The following is a 22416-nucleotide window of genomic DNA, read 5'->3' as shown; positions in this document are numbered from 1 at the left end:
TCATGCTCCTTATCGACATGCTATGCCTCACACACAAAATTTCTGACAGGCTCTTGCTCAGTCATGGTTGCGCAAGATCGAGCCGCCTGAATCAACAGCGAAAAACAGCATGATCAAAGAAGTCGATGTGCCTGCGCATTGAGTCTGGCCCCCGGCCAAGTTCATGGCTTTCAGTCAGGGCATGATGAGCGCCTCGACGCATGACCAGGGAGGTCAAAGATGCACTGCAACTGATTGCCGCCTGCTTGATGCCGTTTCGCACGCATCCATTCAACTCGTTTTCTAAATGTCCTCTTGATAAAAATGCCTTCCATGAAGTTGCTCATTGCCATCGTCTTTACCGCGTTTCTCACAGGTTGCGCCGCTCCGATTCACAAGCATGAAATTGCAGACTTGCAAAAATCCAAGTCGATCCTTGTGACAGACACCAGGCCCAAGCAAGAGTCCGAGCAAAAGCTGTTCAGTGCGCTGATCACCAGCGATGCCTACGGCCTGTATCGCTTCAGCACACAGTCACTGGACCCATCCGCTGAAAGAATTTTTCAACACAAACTCCTTGAAAAATTCCCTGACGTCGGCCAGGCCCCCAACGTCACGGTCTTTCATTTCGTGACCTATTGGAATACTCAATCATCGTTCCGCAAGAGTGCACTGGGGGCAGGCCTCGGAGGCATCATTGGCGCGGCCATCGTTGGCGCGAATCAGAACTACGATGCCGACTTCAAGACCACGACGGTCAATGCAACTCAATTCAACGCCATCCGCGATGACGATGAATACACGAAGGCCTTTTATACGCCAGAAGAAAACCCCAACAAGGCCCCCGTGTTCATTGTCTACATCGACGCTGAAATCAATGGAAAACGCAGCTTCATCAAAGGCATTGCCCCGTCCACCAGAACCGACGGAAAGCACTCATACCTGTATGCTGTAGAAAACACCATTCAGGCGTTTCTCAATGGTTATTGAACGTCAGTGAGCACTGCGTGTTGGTGCCAACACGCACTGTTTCCTCAGGCCTTGCGCTTCGCTTTCGTGACCGCCGCCACACCGCAGAAGCCCAGGGCCATCAAAACCCAAGAGCCAGGCTCGGGCAGATTGGTGGCTGGCGTGAAGGCATTGAGGTAGGTGCCCTGGTCTGCCGCACCCACCACCAGCACACCAAAGTTCAGCGGCGAAGCATTGCTGCTCAACCATTTGCCTGTGAGCTCCATGGTGTAGGTGCCAGCGGCCAGCGGGCCGGTCAAGGTGTAGCCTTGGGCAAACTCTACATTGCACCGGCCACCGGAGTTGCAACTGGCCTTGCTGCCGTTGAAGCTCGGGTCGAGGCTGGCAGTGCCCAGAAGCTGCTGACCTGAGTTCAGCAAGGTGAAGCTACCGACGGCCAGGCCGTGGGCGTATTGATCCAACCAGTGGGTGTTGCCCACTTGGCGCATGTCGATGCGCACGGTCGCATCGCTGGCCAGCGAAAACGTCAGTTGGCGATCGTATTGCTGCGCGTAATTACGGGCATCGTTGTCCACGAAGGTGGTGAAGGTGGCGACGGTCCCAAGGTTAACGGTGGGTGCCGTGGTGGCGGCTTGTGCCAGCAGGGTCGAGCCAAGGCCGACGATGACCATGATGGCCGATGACAGTTTCATAGGGGTTCCTCCTGAATATGAGCCCTTCGAGCGGGGCTTCAAAGGGTTGGACGTCATTCTAGAGCGCCCACCAGCTTCACCCAACCCCCGAAGAGCATGGCGCAAAAACCCTCGGACGACCTTGGCCATGAAGCGCTACATTCTTTCCGGCACGCCCAAGCCACCCACTTCAATGAAGCTCAAAACATTCGCCGTCACCTCCCTGGCCGCCATTGCCATGGCCGCCACCGCCGGCTGGTTCTCTCTGGACAAGGAAACCCGCGCCCTGCTGGCAACCTTCCCCACCAATGCCAACGTCCTTTTCTGGAACCAAGCCCAGCGCGACGCCGGCTTCCGCGCGCTAGACCGGCTGCCAGTCCTCGCCAAATCACATGTGGTACCCGCCAGCATCACTCCCCTGGCGCTGCCCCCAGGCCCGCCACTGAAGTTGTCCCTGAACGTCGATGCCTTCATGGTCGGCCAGCGCAGCGCAGCCCTCATCGTGCTGCATGACGGCAAGGTGCGCCTTGAGCGCTATGGCCTGGGCTTCGATGCCCGCGGGCGCTGGACCAGCTTCTCAGTGGCCAAGTCGGTCACGTCCACCCTGGTGGGCGCCGCCATCCGCGACGGCTTCATCAAAAGCATGGATGACAAGGTCACCGACTACATCCCGGAGATGAAGGGCTCGGCGTATGACGATGTCAGCGTGCAGCAGTTGCTGACCATGACCTCAGGTGTCCGCTGGAGCGAAGACTATGCCGACCCAAATTCGGACGTGGCGCGTTTCAACAACCACAAGCCGGAGGACGGCGTCAATGCGCTGGTGAGCTACATGCGCCGCCTGCCACGTGAAGCGCCCGCAGGCACGCGCTGGCACTACAGCACCGGCGAGACCAACCTGATCGGCATTTTGCTGACCCAGGCGGCCAAGAAGCCGCTGGCCGCCTACCTGTCTGAAAAGATCTGGGTGCCCGCGGGCATGGAGCAGCAAGCCACCTGGATCCTGAGCAAGACGGGACAGGAGATGAGCGGCTGCTGCATCCAGGCCACCGCGCGAGACTACGCCCGCTTTGGCTTGTTCATCGCCAACGGCGCCCGTGTCAATGGGCAGAGCATCGTGCCCGAAGGTTGGCTGGCCGAGGCCACCAGCACACGCGTGGGCATCGGCCAGCCAGGCCGCGGCTACGGCTACCAGTGGTGGACGTTTGCCGATGGCAGCTTCATGGCGCGCGGCATCTTCGGCCAGGGCGTCTTCATCGATCCCAAGCGCAAGCTCGTGATCGTCACCAACGCCAACTGGGCCGGCGGCGCGCGGGACCCCGTGGCCGCTGCGGCACGAGAGGGATTCTTCAAGGCGGTGCAGAAGGCGGTCGATGATGCAGGCGCTGCGCTAGAAAACCCTGCCTTGGAAGTCCGCACCCGGGATCAATAATGCCCCACGCCCTGGCCTGCATCTCGCCGGCTGGAGGCACGTATTCTTGAATAAACACATCCAAGGGAGCTCACAATGAATCGTCGCAACAAAATCGCCAGCCTGGCTTTGCTGGCAACCCTGGGCACATTTCAGCTCGGGGTGGCACAAGCCGCGAAGTGGCTGGTCCACCCCATTCTGGACCCCACTGAAGGCCCCGGCAGCGTGGCGTACTACGAGCTGACTGGCCTGAACAACAGTGGCGTGGTGGTTGGCCAGAAAGGCATCGGGGAAACCACGGGATTCGTCACCGGCCCCAATGGCTTGGGCTACCAATCTCTGGGAAGGGTTTTCGGCCCAGTCGGCATTGACGATGCAGGCGAGGTGGCGGGCATTGCCGGTAGCAACGGCCTTGTCTTCATCACGCCCCCCAACTCACTGACATTGAACAGCATCGCGCTCTTGCCCGGCGGCGAAACGAACTCCTTCAACGCCATCAGCTCGGATGGGCGGATCGTTGGCCTCACTGGCGATCGGATGAGCCCCAAGGAGATGTTGTGGTACCGGATCTTCTTCACGGGCCCACATGGCGTCGGCGTCACGGAATGGATCAGGCCTACTAAGGACTACGATGTCCGACCCGCAGGCATCAACAATTCGGGCCAGATCATCGCCAACGTTGCGTTTGGTCCTCTTGACCCTGCAACTTACCGTCAAAATACGCGTGCCTGGCTCACGGGGCCTAGCGCGACAGGCTACCAGGACCTGGGGACCTTGGGCGGCGAAGGCAGCTCGGCCGCAGGCGTCAATGACAGCGGACAAGTGGCCGGCAGCTCGCAACTTGTGCCGGGACAAGCCAACCAGCATGCCTTTCTGACGGGGCCGAACGGGGCGGCCATGAAAGACCTGGGTGATCTGGGGGGCGGCCAGTCTTCGGCCAAGGGCTTGAACAATCTAGGTCAAGTGGTCGGATCTTCTTACGCCGTGGCCAATGCAGCAGACCCGGTGGCCTTTGTCACGGGCCCGAACGGCGCAGGCATGCGCAACCTGGCACAAGAAGTCTCCCTGCCGGGCAATGTTGCGCTGCGGGTGGCTGTGGCCATCAATGACAAAGGCCAGGTGATTGCGCAAGACATCTACAACCAAAACTACTTGTTGACACCCGTGCCTGACCTGCCCGCCGGCGAATGTGCCGTGACCTACAAGGTGACCTACACAGGATTTGGCTTCTTCACCGCCAAAGTGAACGTGAGCAACCAGAGCTCATCCACGCAAAGCGATTGGTCGGTGAACTGGCAGTACAGTTACCGCCCCTTGCTCGTGGCCAGCAATGCCAGGATCACGCTCAACGGCGCGTCCGTCACAGCCACGCCGACGACCAGCAACAATGCTGTCAAGGCTCAGTCAACGGTTTCGTTCACGCTGTCCGGCACCACCAAGTCCGGCAAGGCGCCTTCAGTGACTGGCCTGACCGGCAGCCTCGGCGGCAAGTCCTGTACCGCCACGGCTCAGTGAGTGCCCTGCCGCAAAAGCTCTGCTCAGGCTGGTTCGAATCCCGTACAGCGTAAGTACAAACGGACCCGATTGGAACTCTGCCCCTTCGACGAAAGTCGATTGGGGCTTTTTTGCTTTTGAGTCAGTCAGGGTTTCAGGGCTGCCATTGGCACCAACACTCAACCACATCGGCTCCGCTTTTCATCTCCTGGGCAACCCATCCCATAAACAGGGGATGCGGCGACTCACACTTGCTGCGAGTCTCAGGGGGGTGTCATTTTGATTCCATTCAAAAAAAAGGTGAGCTTGATGTCGTCCACACTCAAAACCCGTGAGGCCCTCCTGGCCCTCGCCCTTACAGGCTGCATGGGTGCTGCGCAAGCGCAGTCCTCCTACGCCCTCACCAAGTTGAGCGAACCTTTTCTGGGCAAGCACGACATCTATGGAAACGCCGGACAAATCGACTCGCAAAACCGCGTCACAGCGACCGGACGCTACGTGTCGGGCTTTACCTTGTACAGCTGGGGCCAGAATCCTGGGTTCACCTACACCAATTATGTTTCGCGCTGGCCCGCGTCCACGGCCGCGTCCGTCAGCCCCAGCAAGCTGATCACCCAAGCAGGCTCCTTCAGTCACCAGTCCTCGGACGGCAGCAAAATCTTCCTCATCCTGTCAGCCAAACCTGGTCATTATTACGACACCGCGAAGCGCCAGTTTGTGGAAGTACCGGCGCCCGGCAACAGCGCGCATTGGGCTGTCAATGCCGTCAACGACAGCGGCGCCATGGCAGGCATTGACTATGACAATCAGGGCATCCCCTCCGCAACGGGGACACGCGCCTTGCGTTGGACGCCAGGCGCCGCCGCCCCTGAGGTTCTGCCGATGGGCAGCGAGTTCGACCGTTCTTCTGCCTCGTTCATCAATCGGGAGGGGGCCGTGGTTGGCAAAGTCGAAGAGGTCGGGGCCAGACTGTCGCGCGCGGTGGTATGGCGTGAATCCGGGGCTTTTGAAGTGCTGAACAATGAGCCGGATACGCTCTCAAGCCCTTTGGGCGTGACCGACTCGGGCGACGTGCTGATCTGGAAGGAGAAGGTCGGCACGTCTGAGTCAATCTATGCTGTCGTCAGCAATGGCGTGACCCAAAGCATCGCGGCCCCCAACCCCCGTGATCAGCTGTCTCGCATCACCATCAACGCCAACGGAGTGGTGGTGGGCACCGTCACCCAGCCCAGCGCACCTGAAGGCTTTCGGGAGCGGGGCTTCATCTGGAAGGACGGCGTGTTCACCGACCTCACGGCGTGGGTAACAGCCAAGAGCCTGAAACTGCCCCAGGGCGCCGTCATCTCGGCTGCATGGCAGATCAATGCGCAAGGCTCCATCTTGGCTTCGCTGCGGGAAGCCAATGGCACGACCTCCGTGGTTCGGCTGACGGCCAAGCCCTGATCAGGGCCCGGATTTCCGCTCGCCAGCTGAAAGCTCAGAACACGGGTAGACCGTCCTCCTGCGTGACCAGGAAGGCGGAGTACTTTCAATACCGTCAATAGCGGCCCATGTACACGGACTGAATGGCCAGTGTGTAAATCGCGGGAGAAAGGCTGTTCCCGATGTGGGTTCCAAACAGGGCAATCGCATGAAGCCGCCGGTCATTTTTCCGGCATACCGAGCACTGTTGCAAGGTAGGTTTTCTTCTTTGAAAGTCATGTCCAGCACCCAGTGGCAGCTATTCTCAATGGCCCAGTGCGCCCGGACCGCCAAGTTGAACTGCTTGGCGCTCAGAGGCAAGCTGCTGATGCAGTAACGCCGCTCGGAGCTGCATTGGCCTTTGTTCTTGCCATTGACAATCTCGCGTGTGCATTCAATGCGAGCGGTCCAGGCTGACATCGCTGCCTAGCACTTGCACCAGTTGGCCCGACTGGTTCGCATCAACAGGCGTTTTCCATTGCCTGCTTGTCCATGCTCAGCCTGCGAGACTGCTTGGATTGGCGCTACCCCGCCCCTGAAAGGGATCCGGCTTTGGCTGGCTTGTTTTGCAGCTGATCATCAATGGCCTGCAACAGCAGATCGGGATCGACGGGTTTGACCAGGAATGCGCTAAAGTTCGAAGAACCGGCACCGGGTCGCTGCTGCCCATAACCGGTCAAAGCGATCAGCGGAATGTGCCGCAGCTGCGCGGACTGCTTCAGTTCAGCGGCGATTTCGTAGCCGTCCCGGCGCGGCAGCCCGATGTCCATCACCACCACATCCGGCATGCTTGTGGCGGCCATCGCCAGGCCCTGATCACCATCCTGCGCTTCGACCACATGGTGTCCTGCAAAGCGCAACAGCTCTGCGGTGGCTTCCATGGTATCCACGTTGTCTTCAATCAGCAGAATCTTGCAAGCGGATCGCGTGGTGTCGCTCAGGGCACTTCGGGCAAGGTGGGGCGAAGGTATCAAGGGCCAGGTCACGGTGAAAGTGCTGCCCAGCCCTTCTCCGTCGCTGTGCACCTTGACTTCTCCATCATGAAGTTCAACCAGCTGCTTGACCAGCGCCAGCCCGATCCCCAGGCCGCTTTGCAAGTTCCCGCTGAGGGCCGGCCCCTGCAAGAAGGGCTCAAAGATGCGCGGCAACAATGCCGGACTCATGCCCATGCCAAAGTCTCTGATTTCAACGACGGCCAAAGTGCCGGATGCTTGGACACGAATGTGAAGTGCCTTGTCGACCGGCGAGTATTTCAAGGCGTTGGTCAACAAGTTGCTCAAGACCTGCTCGATCCGGACAATGTCGCCATCAAGCCAGACCTCCTCGGCCTCGACCACAAACCGGCGCCCTGCCCCACGGTCCGTGGCCTGCAGGGCCTCAATGCAATGGTGCAGGCATTCGGCCAGGTTCAAGGGCTGGCGTTCCAGCACGATCTTGCCCGACAGCATGCGGCTCACGTCCAGCAGATCATTGACGATGTGCCTCAGGTGCTTGCTCTGCCGCTGAATCATGCCGAGGTACTTCGAGTCAATGAGCTGAAGGTCCTGGCTTTTACCAAGGATGGCCGTCGCGCCCGCGATGGCGGAGAGGGGGTTTCTCAGCTCATGCCCCAGCAAAGCCAGGAACTGGTCCTTGGCCGCGTTTTGGGCCTGCGCTTCTTCGCGGGCCCTCGTCTCGATGTCGAGCAGGTGGAGCCTCTGTTGCGCCAGTTCCGCCTTGGCATGCCGATCGGCTTCCAGCAAACGCCCGGCCTCGGCCAGCGCATCGTTCAGCACGTTCACTTCGTGCACGGAGGTCCTCGCCACCTTCAGTTGGCGCTGATCGGTGGCCAGGCGCCTGGCGGCTGTGGACGCCGTGTTCATGGCCAGAATGAACTTGTGTGCCAGCACCAATGACGTGGCGGTGGCCCCCGCCAGTGCCAGCAGCACGCCCGCTGTCAGCAAGGCGACCGCCTGGCTGGCCGAGGCCTCGATGGACTGAACCGGAGCGGCCACCGCGATGGTCCAGCCTGTCAGATCCGAATGGGTGAAGGCGTCATAGGACTCGATCCCCTCGAGGGTGTTGTGGCGGATCAGCCCATCGTGCGACGCCGCCGCAGCCGCCACCAGTTCGGGCCGGGCCTGCTTGCCGAGCAGATTGGCTGCGTTTTTGCTGCGAGAGATGAACCGGCCCGAATGGTCAATGACCGCCACCACCCAATCGCGCCGCACTTCCGTCTGCAGAACAGCCTTTTTCCAGTGCTCAACCGAAAAGGCCTGCGCGACCACATATTGCCGACCACCGAATGCTTTGGTCGGCAGGTAGACGGTAGTGAGCAACTTGCCCGTGACCGGCCCCACAATCAGGTCCGTCACCAGGGGTCGCTGGGTGGCCAGCACCTGTGCCACGCGCTGGCGGGCGGCCGCGGGCGGCGGCGGCGTGCCAAAGGGCACCACGGTGTTGAGGACCTGGGTGCCTGTCTCGTCCAGCAGCAAGGTCCAGACATCCGGCGCTCGGTTGATGGCCAGGGCCTGGTCGTAAAACCCCCTCAGGTTGCCCGTTTGCAAGTGTTCGGACGCACCCAGCGCCGTCAGGGATCCCAGCGCGCGCTGCAGCTCGCCATCCACCATCAGAGAGGTGGCCCTCACGGTTTCATGCAGACCCTTGAGTGCCGCCAGCCGTTCGCCCTCACGCACCTTCTCGATGGCAATGGCCGCCGCCAGAAACCCGGGGATCAGCGCCACGGCCGCGACCAGAAATAGATGAGAGCGAATTCGCATGCGGCGATTATGAATTGGCAGGCCACTGTGACAGCACTTGCAGGAAGTCAACGGTACCATTGACGACCATCAGTTGTCGATATCAGGGAGAGCATCATGCGCGGGCGACACAGCCAAGCCGCCGTTCGGTCGGATTATTTCGGCAAACACTTGCGAGGGGACTACGGGCTGGCGCGGGCCTGCGCGCTACCTATCCAGGGCCGTCCTGGCGTTTGAGCCGATGGCCCTGTTGGTGTGGGGATGGTCCACCTTCGGCGCATTCATGTCGGCTTTCAAGCAGGGGGCCGGCCGTGGCAGCACATTGGCAGGTCGCGATGGTGAACGACCACCAACAGTTGGTGTTTGCCGGAGGCGTCAACGAAGGGGCCGCAGACGCGCTGGAGCAGGCGATTTTTTCCAAGCTTGGCACCGTTCACACGCTGGTGCTCGACTCTCCGGGCGGCTGGATCGGCGAGGGCCGACGCATGGCCGAGGTGGTCAAGGAGCACAAACTGAACACGCACTTTGAACAAGAATGCATGTCAGCCTGCACGCTGTTGGCTGGCCATGAACGCTCAGTATTGACCAGGTGACGATTGTGAGCCGCCCCAAGAACCAGCCCCTGGTTCAGCGGGATTTCGGGCGGAGCATGAGCCAGACGGTACCGTGCGCCGCCAAGCCAATCCCCCAGCCCCAGGCCACAATGCTGGCCCAATCGTGCTCGGCGGAGGTGGTCTGGTTGATGCGCCACAAGCCCACCACGACGATGACGTAAACCACAGCGTGGATGACGAAACTCAGTTGCAACAGACTTCGGTGACGGGCCATGACTGCGATCCAGGTTCAATGTTGAGGCCTGAACTTTAAGCCTCGCGGACCAGCCTGTCTCGCCTTTGCCCGCCACGGACTTGACTGGTGGCGCCATGGCGGCCATGGCGCCCGCCCAAAGGGCAAGATGTAAGCACATGATTGCAGGGCCCCGGCAAACTTAAAATCCGGCCGATCCAATAGGACAATGGACTACTTGCAACCAACCGCCATCTTCCCGATGGAAGCCCCATGACTCAAGAGAAAAGCCCTACGTCCGAAACGATCGCCGGATGGGATTCAACCCCCGTGGCAGGCAAAGGCATCAGGCTGCGCTTCCTCACCCAAGGGCAGAACAAAGGCCAACTCGAGTCCGGGGCCTGGGTCATGCTGAGCGCCAAGCAATGCCTGGCGTTGGCGGAAGAGCTTTTGCAAGAAGCGAAAAAGATCTAGTACGCGGCGCGGTCGGCCATCGGCGCCTGCCGGTTAGGCCGCCGCCCCCAGTGAATCGCCGGCAATTCCACGTACCTGTGCAGTAGCGCAGAAGCCACCAGGGTGCTTGGCACGACCACGAGCACTACCGTCGCCGCCGTGGGGGCCAAACCCATCCCGAATTGCGTCACGCACACCCAGGTCACCAGTTGCACGATGGGCATGTGAATCAGGTAGGTGGCGTACGACCGGTCGCCCAGCCAACGCGAAACCGGTGACGAGAACACCTGGGCAAAGGTCCACCGCGCGCCTTGGCTGACCGGGTCAGAGGCCGAGTCATTCAGCAGCATCATGCAGACAAAAGCCGCCCAGACCAGGATCGGCGTGGTGCCCGTGGCGTTCATCAGCAAGCCCGCCCCCAGCATCAACAAGGCCAGCGGAAACGCAGAGAGGGAGGCGTTGGCCTTGAGCAAAAACCTCGTGGCCATGCCCACCCCAAAGTAAAGCCCCGCCCCGGGCAGCACGCTGGGCAGCATGAACTCGCCAAACACACCGCGTGTGTACAGCACGTAAGCCCAGATCGCCGCCGCTGTCAAAGCGAACTGCCCCAGGCGGTGCATGGCCAAAGCCACCATCAGGGGCGCCACCAGGTAGAACTGCCACTCCAGCGACAGGCTCCACGCCGGCCCCAGGAACATGTATTGCGACTCGTACAGCACTTGGCTGGAAATGGCGCCATGCAGCATCGACAAGTGCGCGGCCAGGTGCCACAGAAAATCGCCGCTGGCCAGGCTCTCAGACTGCAGGAGCATGCGCTGCGTGGCGGGTGTCATCTCACCCCAAGGGTGCGACAGAAAGGTGTCAAAAGCCAGGTAGGTGCCGCCAATGCCAGCCAACAAGGCCACGGCGTAGACCGGATAGATGCGCAGAAAGCGGCGCACGATGTAACGCGCATAAGGCTCGCGCCGCTCCACCAGCAGGTGGGTGATGACGAAGCCGCTGAGGATGGTGAACACCATGACCGCGCAGTCCGCCAATTGCCCCAAAGGTTTGGCCAGCCAGGGCGCCATCTGGCTGAAGCCGGTGAACGACATGAGGTGACTGAACACCACGGCCCACGCCAGCCAGGCCCTGAGCCCTTCCAGTCCGCCAAACCGCCGCATCGTGCCCGCCCCCAGCCAAAGGGACGGATTTTAAAGCTCAGACCTCCGGCGGGTCCATGAAGCGCTGGAAGTGCCGGTGCTTGGCCATGGCCGCCTTGAACATGGCGGCCGTGGTGACCGCGTCCGCTGCCGTGCCCACGATGACGCCCGGATCGGGCTCACCCCATGGCAGGTCGGGCGAAGCCCCTGCCGCCTCCAGCAAAGTGGCACCTGCGCCCAGCACCAGGATGGGCTTGCAATGGCGGTACTGGTCACGCACAAACTCCAGGGCCGGCCCCACCCCGACCAGCGAGGCGATGGCCGCTTCGCCATCAGGGAGGACCACGGCGTCGTACAGCACCGCTGGCGAAGCTTCGAGCGTGATGTCCACGTGGATCGGCGTGCCGGCGATGGACTCGACGGCGCCCAATTTCACCCCCACGAAACGGGGCACAGCGCCTTCCTGGATCAGGGCGGTGTAGATGGATTTCAAGGATTCGGCCTCGACGCCATCCGCCACCAACAGGGCCACGCGGCGCGCCTTGATCGAGCCATCGCCTGGCCGGGCCATCAATGACAGCGGGGGCGACGGTTCATACACGGGCGCGGGCTCGTCCGTGGCCAAGGGCATGGGCGCAGGCACCAAAATGCCCAGGCCGGTGGCCACGCCCAGCGCCAGGTCGGGATCGACATTGGCCAGCATGGACACCACCCGTTCGCGGATGGCCTGGATTTGCACGCGGGTCAATTCGAAGCGGTAAGCCTTGATGATGTGCTCTTGCTCGATGGGCGTCTGGCTCTTCCAGAACAATGTGGCCTGGGCGTAATGTTCGGCAAACTTCTCGGGCTTGCCACGCACCTTGTCCTCGGCCACCCGCTCGGGGAAGGAGGTGAAGCCCGTCATGCGCCCTGCCTGGAAGGGGCAGCCGCCGCCCAGCGAGTTGGGCTCGTAGGCCACGCGGCCTCGGTGCACGGCCTGGCGGTGCATGCCGTCGCGCTGGTTGTTGTGCACCTGGTTGACTGGCGCGTTGATGGGGATCTCGTGAAAGTTGGCGCCGCCCAGCCGCGAGATCTGCGTGTCCAGGTAGGAGTGGATGCGGCCTTGCAGCAGCGGGTCGTTGCTGAAGTCAATGCCCGGCACGATGTGCGCGGTGCAAAAAGCCACCTGCTCGGTTTCTGCAAAGAAGTTGTCGGGGTTGCGGTTGAGCACCATCTTGCCCACGGGCGTGATGGGTATCAGTTCTTCGGGGATGAGCTTGGTGGGATCCAGCACGTCAAAGTCAAAATTCTCGGCCTGGTCCTCGGTGAAAATCTGCAGGCCCAACTCCCATTCGGGGAAGGCACCGGCCTCGATGGCCTCCCACAAGTCACGGCGGTGAAAGTCGGCATCGGCCCCAGCGATCTTGACGGCCTCGTCCCAGTCCAGCGAATGGGTGCCCGCCACGGGGCTCCAGTGAAACTTGCAGAACACCGACTCGCCCGCTTGGTTGATCAGGCGGAAGGTGTGCACGCCAAAGCCCTGCATCATCCGGTAGCTTCGCGGGATGGCGCGGTCAGACATCTGCCACATCAGCATGTGGGTGGATTCGGGCATCAGCGACACAAAATCCCAGAAGGTGTCGTGCGCCGACGAGGCCTGGGGCATGGCGTGGTGCGGTTCAGGCTTGACGGCGTGGACCAGGTCGGGAAACTTCATCGCGTCTTGAATGAAGAAGACCGGGATGTTGTTGCCCACCAGGTCCCAGTTGCCTTCGTCGGTGTAGAACTTGACGGCGAAGCCCCGCACATCGCGCACCGTGTCAGCCGAACCGCGCTCACCCGCCACGGTTGAAAAACGCACGAACACCGGCGTGCGCTTGCCCGCCTCTTTGAAAGGTGCGGCTTTGGTGACGGCCGCCAGGGGTTTGTAGCACTCGAAGTAGCCGTGGGCGGCAGAACCCCGTGCATGCACCACGCGCTCGGGGATGCGCTCGTGGTCAAAGTGGGTGAGCTTCTCGCGCAGGATGAAGTCTTCCATGGCGGTCGGACCGCGCAGACCCACCTTGAGCGAGTTCTGGTTGTCGGCAATGGCCACGCCCTGATTGGTGGTCAGCACCTGGCCGCCCGAGTCCACGCGCACGCGGTCAAGCGAGCCCACCGTGGGGTTGTGCCCGGCAGGTGCTTGGCCCGCGCCCACCTTGTCCGACACCGCACTTTCGCTCACGGTGCTGGCGGTGGCCAGTGGGGTGCTCGGTGCGGTGGACTGGCCTTGTGGCGGCTCGGCAGCCGCTTCACCGTGCTCGGCGGGCTTGTTCTCGTTCCAGACCACGGCCGCTGCCAGCTCGGCCGATGCGCTGACCTTGTTGACCAGGTCAGGCAGCACCGGTTCCGTGGCTTTGGAGGCCTTGGGCGGTGGGGTCGTGGAAGGGCCCGCCACCGTGGCGAGGGTGGAGCCGAGATTCATCTCAATCTGGGGGGGAGTGATCTTGCGCGTTGCCATGGGTCTCTTTCCTGGTCAAAGTGGGGGGGCCAAAAACAAGAGATCAAGAGGCAATCGGGGTGCCAGTGCAGAGTGCCCTCTCCTCTGCTTCACTGGGCAGGCGCTTTAAAGCCGCTTGGCGTAAAGCTTGCTGCAAGTTCGGGTTTACCATGGGCAAAAATTCACTCATGCACCAATCTTTGGCAAACCTCATGCAAGACACCCCCGACCACACGCAGCCCCTGTCCAGAATCCATTTGATCGGCGGCGAAAAAGGTGGGGTCGGCAAATCGATGGTCTCGCGCCTGCTGGCCCAATATTTCATCGACCAGCAGTTGCCCTTCGTCGGCTTTGACACCGACCGCTCGCACGGGGCCCTGCTGCGCTTTTATGCGGGCTTCGCATCGCCAGTGCTGATCGACCGCTACGAGGCCCTGGACCACATCGTCGAAACCGCCATCGAGAACCCAGGCCAACGCGTGCTGGTGGACCTGGCCGCGCAAACGCACGAACCCTTGGTGAAGTGGATGGAAGAGTCGGGCGTGCTGGACATGGCCGTTGAATCCGGCTTCAAGCTCACCTACTGGCACGTGATGGACTCGGGCCGCGACTCGGTCAACCTGCTGACCCGGCTGCTGGACCGCTTCGGCTCACGCCTGAACTACGTGCTGGTGCAGAACCAGCTGCGCGGTGATGACTTCAGCCAGCTGGAAAAATCAGGGCAGCTTGAACGCGCCTTGGGCCTGGGCGCCAAAGTGGTCGCCATCAAGCACCTGCACGACAACGTGGTGCAAAAAATCGATGCCAACAACGCGAGCTTCTGGGCGGCCAAAAATGCTGGCGATGCCAGCAGCCTGGGCCTGATGGAGCGGCAGCGGCTCAAGACCTGGCTGCAACACGCCTATGGCGAACTGGCCAAAGCCGACGCCTGAACTGGTGAAGCGACTCAGGCCGTGGGCCTGACCTGCATGGCCGCCAGGCTTTGGGTGCCGACCACGATCATCCGCACCATCGTCACCAGCTGAGCGGTCAGCTCTTCCTGCTTGTCAGGCGGCATGTCCATGGCGGAGGCCCCCATGGTGAACACCAGTCGGGTGATGGCTTTCGCGGTCAGGGCGGGCTCGAACAGACCGGTCTGGTTGGCGGCTGCCAGGCGGATCAGGTCAAGCCGCAACTCCTCTTCAAAAAAATGAAGTTCGCGCTCGACCGCTTCCTTGTAGGCATCGGAGCCGACCGTGCCTTCGCACAGCAAGATGTGCAGCAACTTGTCGTCCGCGCGAAGCTGATCCATGAAGGCATGGATGGAGCCGGCCACTACGCTTTGCTCGGCCGTGGCACGGTGCCGGGCTTCGCCAATGATCTGGCGCAGTGAGCGCCCTGCCAAGTCGATCAAGGCCACAGCCAGCTCGTCCATGTCGCGAAACTGGCGGTAAAAACTGTTGGGCGCGATGCCGGCCTCGCGGGCCACTTCACGCAAGCTGAGCGATGACACGCTGCGGTGCGGGCCCACCAGCTTCAAGGCGGCCGCGATGATGTCCTCTCGGGAAATCACGGCTTTGCGTCCCAGGGCATGCACAGCAGGTGCCGCGCCTGGCAAGGTTTCCCGAAGGTCTAAGGACGTGTCCAAGGTGGTCAACGCGCTTTTGTGAAAGTGAGGGATTATACCGCCCAACATTAATATACAACCGTATAGACAAACGTTCAGAATTCACTACAATTCGCTCAAAGTCTGCATTTGGAGACCCCTTGATCGCCCCTTCCAACGACACCGCCCTGAGCCGCCTGATGGGCCCCTTGGTCAAACCGTCCGTGTTTGATTTCTGGGCCGGACACCTCAACTCCGCCTGGTCCTGGGAGCGCCCCCTGGCGCGCGTGGTGGCCCGGCGCATCGAAGCCCAGGGCACCGTCACCCTGGACCTGAAGGCCAACCGCCATTGCGGGGCCATCCAGCCTGGGCAGCACATCAACGTCAGCACCGAGGTCAATGGTCGGCGAATCACGCGCAGCTACAGCCCTACCCGCCTTTCGCGCTCGGGCAAGCGCCTGTCCATCACCATCAAACAAGTCGATGGCGGCAAGCTCAGCCAGCACCTGTGCCGTCAAACGCAGGTGGGCGATGCCCTGGAAATCGGCCCAGCATTTGGCGACATGACCTTGCCCCAGGGCGGCGCCCAGCAAACCGATCCACGCCTGTTCCTGGCGGCGGGCAGTGGCATCACGCCCTTGATGAGCCTGACCCGCGCGCTCGATCAGGTCGGCCTGACGCAGGACCTGACCTTGGTCTACTGGGCCCGCACCCGCGCAGAACTGTGCTTCGTGGCCGAGTTGCGCGCCCTGGCCGTCCGGCAGCCACACTTCAAGGTTCACTTTGTGCTGACCCAGGAATCCCAGCGCTTGAATGGCGAACTCGCCGAGCGCCTGAACGCCGAATTGCTGGCCACCCTGGTGCCCGACCTGGCCCAACGCCGTGTTCACGCCTGCGGCCCTGCTGGCTTCGTGGACACCGCTCGCTCGCTGAGCCTGGGCCACGCGCGTTCATTCTTGGGCGAAGCCTTCACGCCGCCGCCCCCCCTCGCGGCCACCGACGCCGTCGGCACAGTGCGCATCAACCTGGCCTTGAGTGGCCGCACGATCGAAGTACCCACCGGGCAAGCCCTGCTGCCCGCCCTGGAAGCCCAGGGCCTGAGCCTGCCTTCAGGTTGCCGCATGGGCATCTGCAACACCTGCGCGTGCGGCAAGCAAACCGGCGTCACCCAGAACCTGCACACCGGTGACAAGGAAGACATCCCCACCACGGCCTTGCGCTTGTGCATCAGCCGCGCCTGCACCGACCTCACGCTCGACCTTTGAAGAACCCTGATCCAGCATGACTTCATCCAAATCCCTGAGCCGCCCCCTGAACGACGAAGAATTGAAGCACTTCGGTGCCGAGATCGATGCCCTGCGCGCCCGCACCGTGGCCGACCTGGGCGAGCGCGATGCGCGCTACATTCGCCGCGTCGTCAAGGCCGTCAACTACCTGGAAGCCGGTGGCCGCCTGGTGCTGATGGCCGGGCTGTTCCCTCCGGCTTTTGTGCTGGGCACCTTGATGCTGGGCCTGTCCAAGATCATCGAGAACATGGAAGTGGGCCACAACGTCATGCACGGTCAGTACGACTGGATGGGCGACCCCAGCTTGACCGGCAAGACCTATGAGTGGGACATCGTTGGCACGGCCGACAGCTGGCGCAAGACCCACAACTTCCGCCACCACACCTACACCAATGTGCACGGCATGGACGACGACATTGGCTACGGCCTGCTGCGCCTGTTCCCCGAGCAAAAGTGGAGCCCCTTCTTCCTGTTTCAGCCGCTGATCGCCATCATCTTCGCGTTGCTGTTTCAGTGGGGCGTGGCCATCCAGGACCTGCGCCTGGGCCGCTACTTCATGGGCAAGATGAGCGGCAAACAACTGGGCGAACAGTTCAAGCCCGTGGGCAAGAAAATGCGCTACCAACTGGTCAAGGACTACGTGATCTTTCCGCTGCTGGCAGGCCCCTTCTATTTGCCGGTGCTGCTGGGCAATCTAATCGCCAATGGCATGCGCAATGTGTGGACCTACAGCATCATCTTCTGCGGCCACTTCACCACCGATGTGGAGACCTTCCCGCGCAGCATCGTGAAGAACGAAACACGGGGCCACTGGTACGCGCGTCAGATCAAGGGATCGTCCAACCTCAAAGGCGGGCGCCTACTGAACTTGATGTCGGGCAACCTCAGCTTCCAGATCGAACACCACCTGTTCCCCGACCTGCCAGCCAACCGCTACGCGGAGATGGCGCCTGAGGTGCAAAGCATCTGCGCGCGCTATGGTCAGCACTACAACACGGGCTCGTTCGCCCGTCAGTTTGGCCAGGTAATTTGGCGCATCCTGCGCCACTCCCTGCCCAGTCGGCCCAAAGCCGCCGTGCCCACGGGCGAACTGGCCATGGACCAGTCCTGACGTGATCAGAAGCGGTACTTCAGGCCCACGGTAGTCAAGTCCACATCCTTGCGGCCATCGCCCGCGAACTTCAGATCGTGGCGCTCCCAATCCAGCGTGGCACTCCAGTTGCGCGTGAAGTCAAAGCTCAAGCCTGCGCCGTAGGCCAGCCCAAAAGCATCCTCGGAACCTGAAGGTGCCACCAGGCCCACCACGGGCTGGCTCTTGGTGAAGCCATAGGTGGCACCGACCTTGCCCACCAGGGTGAACATGGGGCCCAAGGGCACGAAGCCCGTCAGCATGGCATTGACACCGCGGGCTTTTTGCTGACCGCCATTGCGGTCAGCATCACCCCACTGGATGTAGCCCAGCTCAATGCCCAGGTAAGGGTTGAACATGCCACCCGTGTAGATTTTGCCGGAGGTGTCCGGATCTTCACAGCTCAAACCAGCCACACACGATGTGTTCAGTTCGCCCCGGCCAATGCTGGCACCCACATAGCCAGAGGTGGTGTAAGGCAACCAGGAATGGCGCAACTCACTTGCCGTGGGGCCGCTGTCGGGGCCTTGGCTTTGCGCCATTGCGGGTGCCGCCATGGCGATCGACAGCAACGCGGCAGTCGATGCAGTGGCAAGCTTGAATTTGACGTGGTTAGCGGACGTTTTTCTCATGCGTGTTCTCCTGTAATGATGGAATGCACCATCACATGGCAAACCTCGTGCCTTCGTTGGCGCAGCATTCAGAGCTGACACAGTTCAACGCGCCGAGCGGTATCTCGTTTGCTGGAGTCGGTCATGCCCCCAACCGGAGACTCCCATGAGTGTCACTGACCGCCTTTGGCCGAACGGCCCAGTAGACCTGCCCCCAGAGGCAGGGAACGTCACGGCGTCACGCTTCGAGCCTGATGAGCAATGGATTCAACAAGCGCATGCCGAGCTCCAGAAAGCGGCGCTGTGGCGATGGTTTGCCACGCACCTGGAAGACCCACGCGATGCCGTGCCGCACAGCGAAAATGATGACGACTATCTGTGGGGTGACGACGAACCTGTCCTGGCCGACCAGGCGTTGAATGAACGGTTCGGCTCGTTGGTTCCTAAAGCCGTCATGCGCGAAGTACTGACCGCCATCCGGGACGAGGTCGGCAACGAATGGGCCCTCAAACGCCTCGACAAGGCTGGCGGCTGAACCTTGCAGGGTTTACTGCAAGGCTTGCCAATCACTGCGGCGGATCGCCTCAAAGAGGTGGTGCGGGACCGGATTTGGCGCCAGGCAGCAACGTTTCTTTGTCGGAATCCGGGCGTGGTGACCCAGGCTTCTTGTGCCCACTTTCCTGCGTGGCATCGATCTCGGTGAGGTTTGAGTCGGGCACTGGTGTCCCCCTGTCTTGGGCAGTCCCCTCGTTGCGAGGCGTGCCGGGGCCGTGGCCCACGCTGACGGAAGTGGTCATGATCGCGTCCTTCAAACATGTGTTGCTGAGCTTCAGCCCAGCAAGGCACGTTCCCGTGGTCAGGAAACCTGTTCGGGCGTGGGCGCGGTGACGAGTCGCAACTCGTCCACGGTGTAACCCTCTTTGGTCAGGGCTTCGCGAATCCAGGGGGGTTGGGAGCCTTCACCATTCCAAGTGTCACCTGTGCGCGGATGCTGGTATTTGGGCCCCGCCGGCGCCGCCGGTGGCTCTACTTTGCGAACGATCGTCTCAAGCTCTTCGATGCCCAATTCATCAGGCGATATTTGCCAAAAATCGAGGAGTTTCCTGATCGAACGCAGTACTGCTTCTTGTTCTGCGGTCAACATGGTTTTTTCAAAATGGCATCAGGTCTAGGGTGTTATGTTGGTATTCAAACATTGAATGGAAAATCAATCAGGGTAATTATTCACGCAGATTCAACATGCGGTCAATTTCAGAAAATAACTGAACCACGTTCAGTGGTTTGGTGAGGTAGACATCAAACCCGGCGCGCTGGGCCTTGGCCACATCACTGGGCATGGCGTTGGCGCTCAGCGCGATGAGTGGAATGTGCCGCGTGGCCGGGTCACCCTTCAAACGGCGGCACAACTCTATCCCGTCAATGCCCGGTAAATTGATGTCGATTACCGCCAGATCAGGAGGGTTGGCGCGAGCCATTGCCAAACCTTGCAAACCATCCGTGGCCACCTCGACCCGGTAACCGGCCTGCAGGGCCATCACCCCGACGAACAATTCCACGTTGGACGGATTATCCTCGACATAGAGCAACCGGCTCTCGGCTTTCACCCCTGGCAGTGCAAGGGAATTGCCATCGGCCACGGCCAGCTTCTCCGCCACACCGGCTGGCGGCGTGGCCGCTTTGAGGTGGACTCGGAACATCGACCCTTGACCGGGCGCGGATTCCACCGTCAATTGCCCCCCCATCAACTCAACCAGCCGACGCGTGATCACCAGGCCAATGCCCGTGCCCTGGATGACCTCACCCTCGGTTTCGAACCGCGTGAAAGGCTGAAACAGGCGCTCCAGCTGCTGCGGCGTCAGCCCACGGCCGGTGTCGCTCACGACCAGAACGACCTGCCCTGACTCACCCGGCTCCACCGTGACCGTCACCGTGCCCTGGTAGCGGTTGTACTTGACCCCGTTGGACAACAGATTGCTCAGTACCTGCTTGAGCCGCTTGCGGTCGGCCAGCACCCAGTGGGTCTGGCCGGGTGTGCTGCGGTTGAGCAGCACCACATTGCGCTCCACGGCCACCGGGCCGACCATCTCCAGCGTCTCTTCAATCACCAGGCCCAGGTCCAGGGACTCCATGGAGGTGCCCACCGCGCCCGCCTCGATGCTGGCCAGGTCCAACACTTCGTTGATCAACTCCAGCAGGTGCCAGCCAGCCGCTTCAATCTGGCGAACCTTGTGCAGATCGGCATCGCTCAGCGGGGGTTTGGCCAGGCTCAGCAATTGGGCAAAGCCCAGGATGGCATTCAGGGGCGTGCGCAACTCGTGGCTCATGCCAGAGAGGAATTCGGTCTTGGCGCGACTGGCGTGCTCGGCTTCGTCCTTGGCATGCTGCAGCTCGTTGGTGCGCAATTGCACGCGCCGCTCAAGTTCATCATTGGCCGCGCGCAACTCCTGCTCGGCCATGATGTAACGCGTGACGTCGTTGATCACCGTCATGCCCGCGTAAGGCGCGGCCTCACCCTCGCGGAAGAGCGGCGACACGTTCACTGAGCCCCAGATGCTGGTGCCATCGCTGCGCAGGATCCTTATCAACTCGCCACGCACCGGCTGACGGCTTTCCATCATGCGCTGAAAGGGCAATTCATGAGGAGCGTACTCGCTGCCATCGGGCCTGAACTGCCGGATGCCATAACGGACCGGGTCACCCGTGGCTGTCACGGCCGTGGCCTGCTCGCGGGTCACGCCATACAGTGCCAGGGCCGAATCGTTGAAGTCAAGCAACTTGAGGTCGCGCTCGCGCACCACCATGCCCTCGGCCAGGGTATCGATCAGCAGGCGCAGGTAGGACTCTTTCTCTTTCAGCGACTTGACTTGGGCACGCACCGCCAACGCCATGCGATTGAAACTTTCGGACAGCTGACCCAGCTCATCGTCGCGCCGCTTTGAGAGCATGCGCGGGGCATCACCGGCCTCGATGGCATCGGTGGCCATTTGCAGGTGCCGCAAAGGCCGGTTGATCTGACGCTGCACGATCCAAGCCAACAACAGCAACTCGGCCAGCAGCGCCAAAGCGCCGAGCAACACCACGTTGCGGGCCGCGTTGGTGGCCAGTTGGTCCACCACCTGGCGCGGGTACACGGTGACCGAGTACCAGTTGGGTCCGGCAATGTGGGCGATGCCCAGCACCAGGGCATGGTCGCTGGTTTCTCTCACCAGAGGTGAGTGGCCCGCGTGCTTCACCTGCTTGTAAATCTCGGCCAACACCGGGTCTTGCAAGGCATTGAGTTTGAGTTCGCCTTTAGACGCCCTGATTTTGTCCATCAAGTGCGGGTGCGCAATGAGCTCCCCCTTCTCCGTGAGGATCAGGCTGTAAACCCCTGGGGTGTCTTGCTGAATGGTGCGGGCAATCAGGGCGTCTATGGAGACATCCTGGCTAGCCAAGCCGACCCATTGACCGGCCACATCAATGGGCGCGACTGCCGAGACCATCCAGGTGCGGGCCTTGTCGTCAAAGTACAAGTCCGTCCAGGTGGTGGAGCGTTTTGGATTGAGGCCTAGCGAGGCCCGCCGCACGGACGGCTCATCCACATCGGTGGTGTCCTTGTCCACCAGCCGCCCCCAGTTCACGCTGGGCGAATACATGATGATGCCCTTGCCCTGCAACGCGATGTAGGCCGAGTAATAGCGCTCGGTCATCAACGGGCCCCATTCGCGCAGTAAATCGAAGGCGCTCATCACCTGACGGCGCAGCAAAGCATCGTGTTCGACCCCGACCAACAGGCCCATGCTGGGCAATCGGTGGTGGTCGTCGCGCTCAGGGCGGATGCGCGTCACGCCATCTCTGTCTCTCGCAAACCAGGCGTTGAACTCGGCCTGCGGGTCGGCGTCGCCCATGGCACGCAGGCGTTCCAGCCAGGCGTCGCGCAAACGCAGTATGTTGTCCTGCGCCACCTCAAAAGGTTGGGCATCCAGTTCTGCGCGTGCGGCTAAAACTTCTTGCAGGTTCTTGGCGGTCAATGCGCGCACATCCTGCACGGTGTCCCGGTAGATGAGGGCGGTCGTCAAGCCAGTCCCGACCGCCATCAGCAGCCCTACCTGCAACAACACCCGACTCGAAAGGCTCAAGCTCATCTTGATTTGGCTTTCCGGCTGAACGCCATCTCTGCATGCCATTCTGGTACATCACACGCTTTGGTTGCCGCAAATGTGAGTGGGGAAGACCCTTAAGGTCTATCCGGTCTAGACTCTTT

The 22416-nt window shown here is 61.4% G+C and carries 19 protein-coding genes and 1 pseudogene; 10 read left to right on the top strand and 10 right to left on the bottom strand.

The features are described from left to right. Nucleotides 1-312 precede the first annotated feature (312 nt). Entirely contained in the window at nt 313-969 is a 657-nt protein-coding gene (locus PSV38_RS16780) for a hypothetical protein (RefSeq protein ID WP_300549408.1), read from the top strand. Nucleotides 970-1013: 44 nt separating this feature from the next. Here the strand turns inward: PSV38_RS16780 and PSV38_RS16775 are convergent, their stop codons facing one another. Continuing rightward, nucleotides 1014-1640 carry a PEP-CTERM sorting domain-containing protein gene (locus PSV38_RS16775; RefSeq protein ID WP_300549406.1) on the bottom strand — a complete coding sequence of 209 codons (627 nt, stop codon included), beginning with the start codon at nt 1638-1640 and terminating at the stop codon, nt 1014-1016. A 127-nt stretch (nt 1641-1767) separates the two neighbouring features. On the opposite strand from PSV38_RS16775, the gene PSV38_RS16770 reads away from it, so the two are divergent. The 3 genes from PSV38_RS16770 (at nt 1768) to PSV38_RS16760 (ending at nt 5967) form a co-directional block, all read left to right on the top strand. Next, the gene (locus PSV38_RS16770) at nt 1768-3051 is read left to right on the top strand and encodes a serine hydrolase (RefSeq protein ID WP_300549405.1); all 1284 of its coding nucleotides are present in this window, start codon (nt 1768-1770) and stop codon (nt 3049-3051) included. 75 nt (nt 3052-3126) lie between these two features. Continuing rightward, nucleotides 3127-4545 carry a cellulose binding domain-containing protein gene (locus tag PSV38_RS16765; RefSeq protein WP_300549404.1) on the top strand — a complete coding sequence of 473 codons (1419 nt, stop codon included), beginning with the start codon at nt 3127-3129 and terminating at the stop codon, nt 4543-4545. Between the two features lie 288 nt (nt 4546-4833). Continuing rightward, nucleotides 4834-5967 carry a hypothetical protein gene (locus PSV38_RS16760; protein ID WP_300549402.1) on the top strand — a complete coding sequence of 378 codons (1134 nt, stop codon included), beginning with the start codon at nt 4834-4836 and terminating at the stop codon, nt 5965-5967. Between the two features lie 243 nt (nt 5968-6210). On the opposite strand, the pseudogene PSV38_RS16755 reads toward PSV38_RS16760, so the two are convergent. Both PSV38_RS16755 and PSV38_RS16750 read right to left on the bottom strand, forming a co-directional pair. Continuing rightward, nucleotides 6211-6336, bottom strand: a pseudogene (locus PSV38_RS16755) (ISAs1 family transposase); the annotation flags it as partial. A gap of 173 nt (nt 6337-6509) precedes the next feature. Next, nucleotides 6510-8744 carry an ATP-binding protein gene (locus PSV38_RS16750; protein ID WP_300549400.1) on the bottom strand — a complete coding sequence of 745 codons (2235 nt, stop codon included), beginning with the start codon at nt 8742-8744 and terminating at the stop codon, nt 6510-6512. Between the two features lie 290 nt (nt 8745-9034). On the opposite strand from PSV38_RS16750, the gene PSV38_RS16745 reads away from it, so the two are divergent. Continuing rightward, nucleotides 9035-9316 (top strand): hypothetical protein, encoded by a 282-nt coding sequence (locus PSV38_RS16745; RefSeq protein ID WP_300549398.1) that lies wholly within the window; start codon nt 9035-9037, stop codon nt 9314-9316. A 34-nt stretch (nt 9317-9350) separates the two neighbouring features. On the opposite strand, the gene PSV38_RS16740 is transcribed toward PSV38_RS16745, so the two are convergent. Then, nucleotides 9351-9551, bottom strand: a complete 201-nt coding sequence (locus PSV38_RS16740) for a 2TM domain-containing protein (protein ID WP_300549396.1) — start codon at nt 9549-9551, stop codon at nt 9351-9353. A 231-nt stretch (nt 9552-9782) separates the two neighbouring features. On the opposite strand from PSV38_RS16740, the gene PSV38_RS16735 reads away from it, so the two are divergent. Then, entirely contained in the window at nt 9783-9983 is a 201-nt protein-coding gene (locus PSV38_RS16735; protein ID WP_300549394.1) for a hypothetical protein, read from the top strand. Here PSV38_RS16735 and PSV38_RS16730 read toward each other — a convergent pair. Further along, complete coding sequence (locus tag PSV38_RS16730) at nt 9980-11125, bottom strand: acyltransferase (RefSeq protein ID WP_300549392.1); 1146 nt, start codon at nt 11123-11125, stop codon at nt 9980-9982. The genes PSV38_RS16735 and PSV38_RS16730 overlap by 4 nt on opposite strands. A 37-nt stretch (nt 11126-11162) precedes the next feature. Next, on the bottom strand, nt 11163-13583 hold the full coding sequence (locus tag PSV38_RS16725; RefSeq protein ID WP_300549390.1) for a catalase: 2421 nt from the start codon (nt 13581-13583) through the stop codon (nt 11163-11165). 191 nt (nt 13584-13774) lie between these two features. Between PSV38_RS16725 and PSV38_RS16720 the strand changes: the two genes are divergently transcribed. Next, the gene (locus PSV38_RS16720) at nt 13775-14494 is read left to right on the top strand and encodes a mobilization protein (RefSeq protein ID WP_300549388.1); all 720 of its coding nucleotides are present in this window, start codon (nt 13775-13777) and stop codon (nt 14492-14494) included. 14 nt (nt 14495-14508) lie between these two features. On the opposite strand, the gene fabR is transcribed toward PSV38_RS16720, so the two are convergent. Further along, nucleotides 14509-15189 carry an HTH-type transcriptional repressor FabR gene (fabR, locus tag PSV38_RS16715; RefSeq protein ID WP_300549386.1) on the bottom strand — a complete coding sequence of 227 codons (681 nt, stop codon included), beginning with the start codon at nt 15187-15189 and terminating at the stop codon, nt 14509-14511. Between the two features lie 119 nt (nt 15190-15308). On the opposite strand from fabR, the gene PSV38_RS16710 reads away from it, so the two are divergent. Then, nucleotides 15309-16412: a ferredoxin reductase gene (locus PSV38_RS16710; RefSeq protein ID WP_300549384.1), complete on the top strand. Its 1104-nt coding sequence runs from the start codon at nt 15309-15311 to the stop codon at nt 16410-16412. Between the two features lie 16 nt (nt 16413-16428). Next, on the top strand, nt 16429-17544 hold the full coding sequence (locus PSV38_RS16705) for an acyl-CoA desaturase (RefSeq protein ID WP_300549382.1): 1116 nt from the start codon (nt 16429-16431) through the stop codon (nt 17542-17544). 5 nt (nt 17545-17549) lie between these two features. Here PSV38_RS16705 and PSV38_RS16700 read toward each other — a convergent pair whose 3' ends face one another. Beyond that, complete coding sequence (locus PSV38_RS16700; protein ID WP_300549380.1) at nt 17550-18194, bottom strand: porin family protein; 645 nt, start codon at nt 18192-18194, stop codon at nt 17550-17552. Between the two features lie 145 nt (nt 18195-18339). Here PSV38_RS16700 and PSV38_RS16695 point away from each other — a divergent pair, with 145 nt between their 5' ends. Then, nucleotides 18340-18708, top strand: a complete 369-nt coding sequence (locus tag PSV38_RS16695; protein ID WP_300549378.1) for a hypothetical protein — start codon at nt 18340-18342, stop codon at nt 18706-18708. A gap of 321 nt (nt 18709-19029) precedes the next feature. On the opposite strand, the gene PSV38_RS16690 is transcribed toward PSV38_RS16695, so the two are convergent. Together PSV38_RS16690 and PSV38_RS16685 are read right to left on the bottom strand one after the other, a co-directional pair. After that, on the bottom strand, nt 19030-19317 hold the full coding sequence (locus PSV38_RS16690) for an H-NS histone family protein (protein ID WP_300549377.1): 288 nt from the start codon (nt 19315-19317) through the stop codon (nt 19030-19032). A 76-nt stretch (nt 19318-19393) separates the two neighbouring features. Continuing rightward, nucleotides 19394-22297: an ATP-binding protein gene (locus PSV38_RS16685; protein ID WP_300549376.1), complete on the bottom strand. Its 2904-nt coding sequence runs from the start codon at nt 22295-22297 to the stop codon at nt 19394-19396. Nucleotides 22298-22416: the final 119 nt, after the last annotated feature.

This window comes from Aquabacterium sp. (assembly GCF_029946005.1).
Lineage (GTDB): Bacteria > Pseudomonadota > Gammaproteobacteria > Burkholderiales > Burkholderiaceae_C > Aquabacterium.
This window is presented reverse-complemented; position numbering and strand designations above follow the sequence as displayed.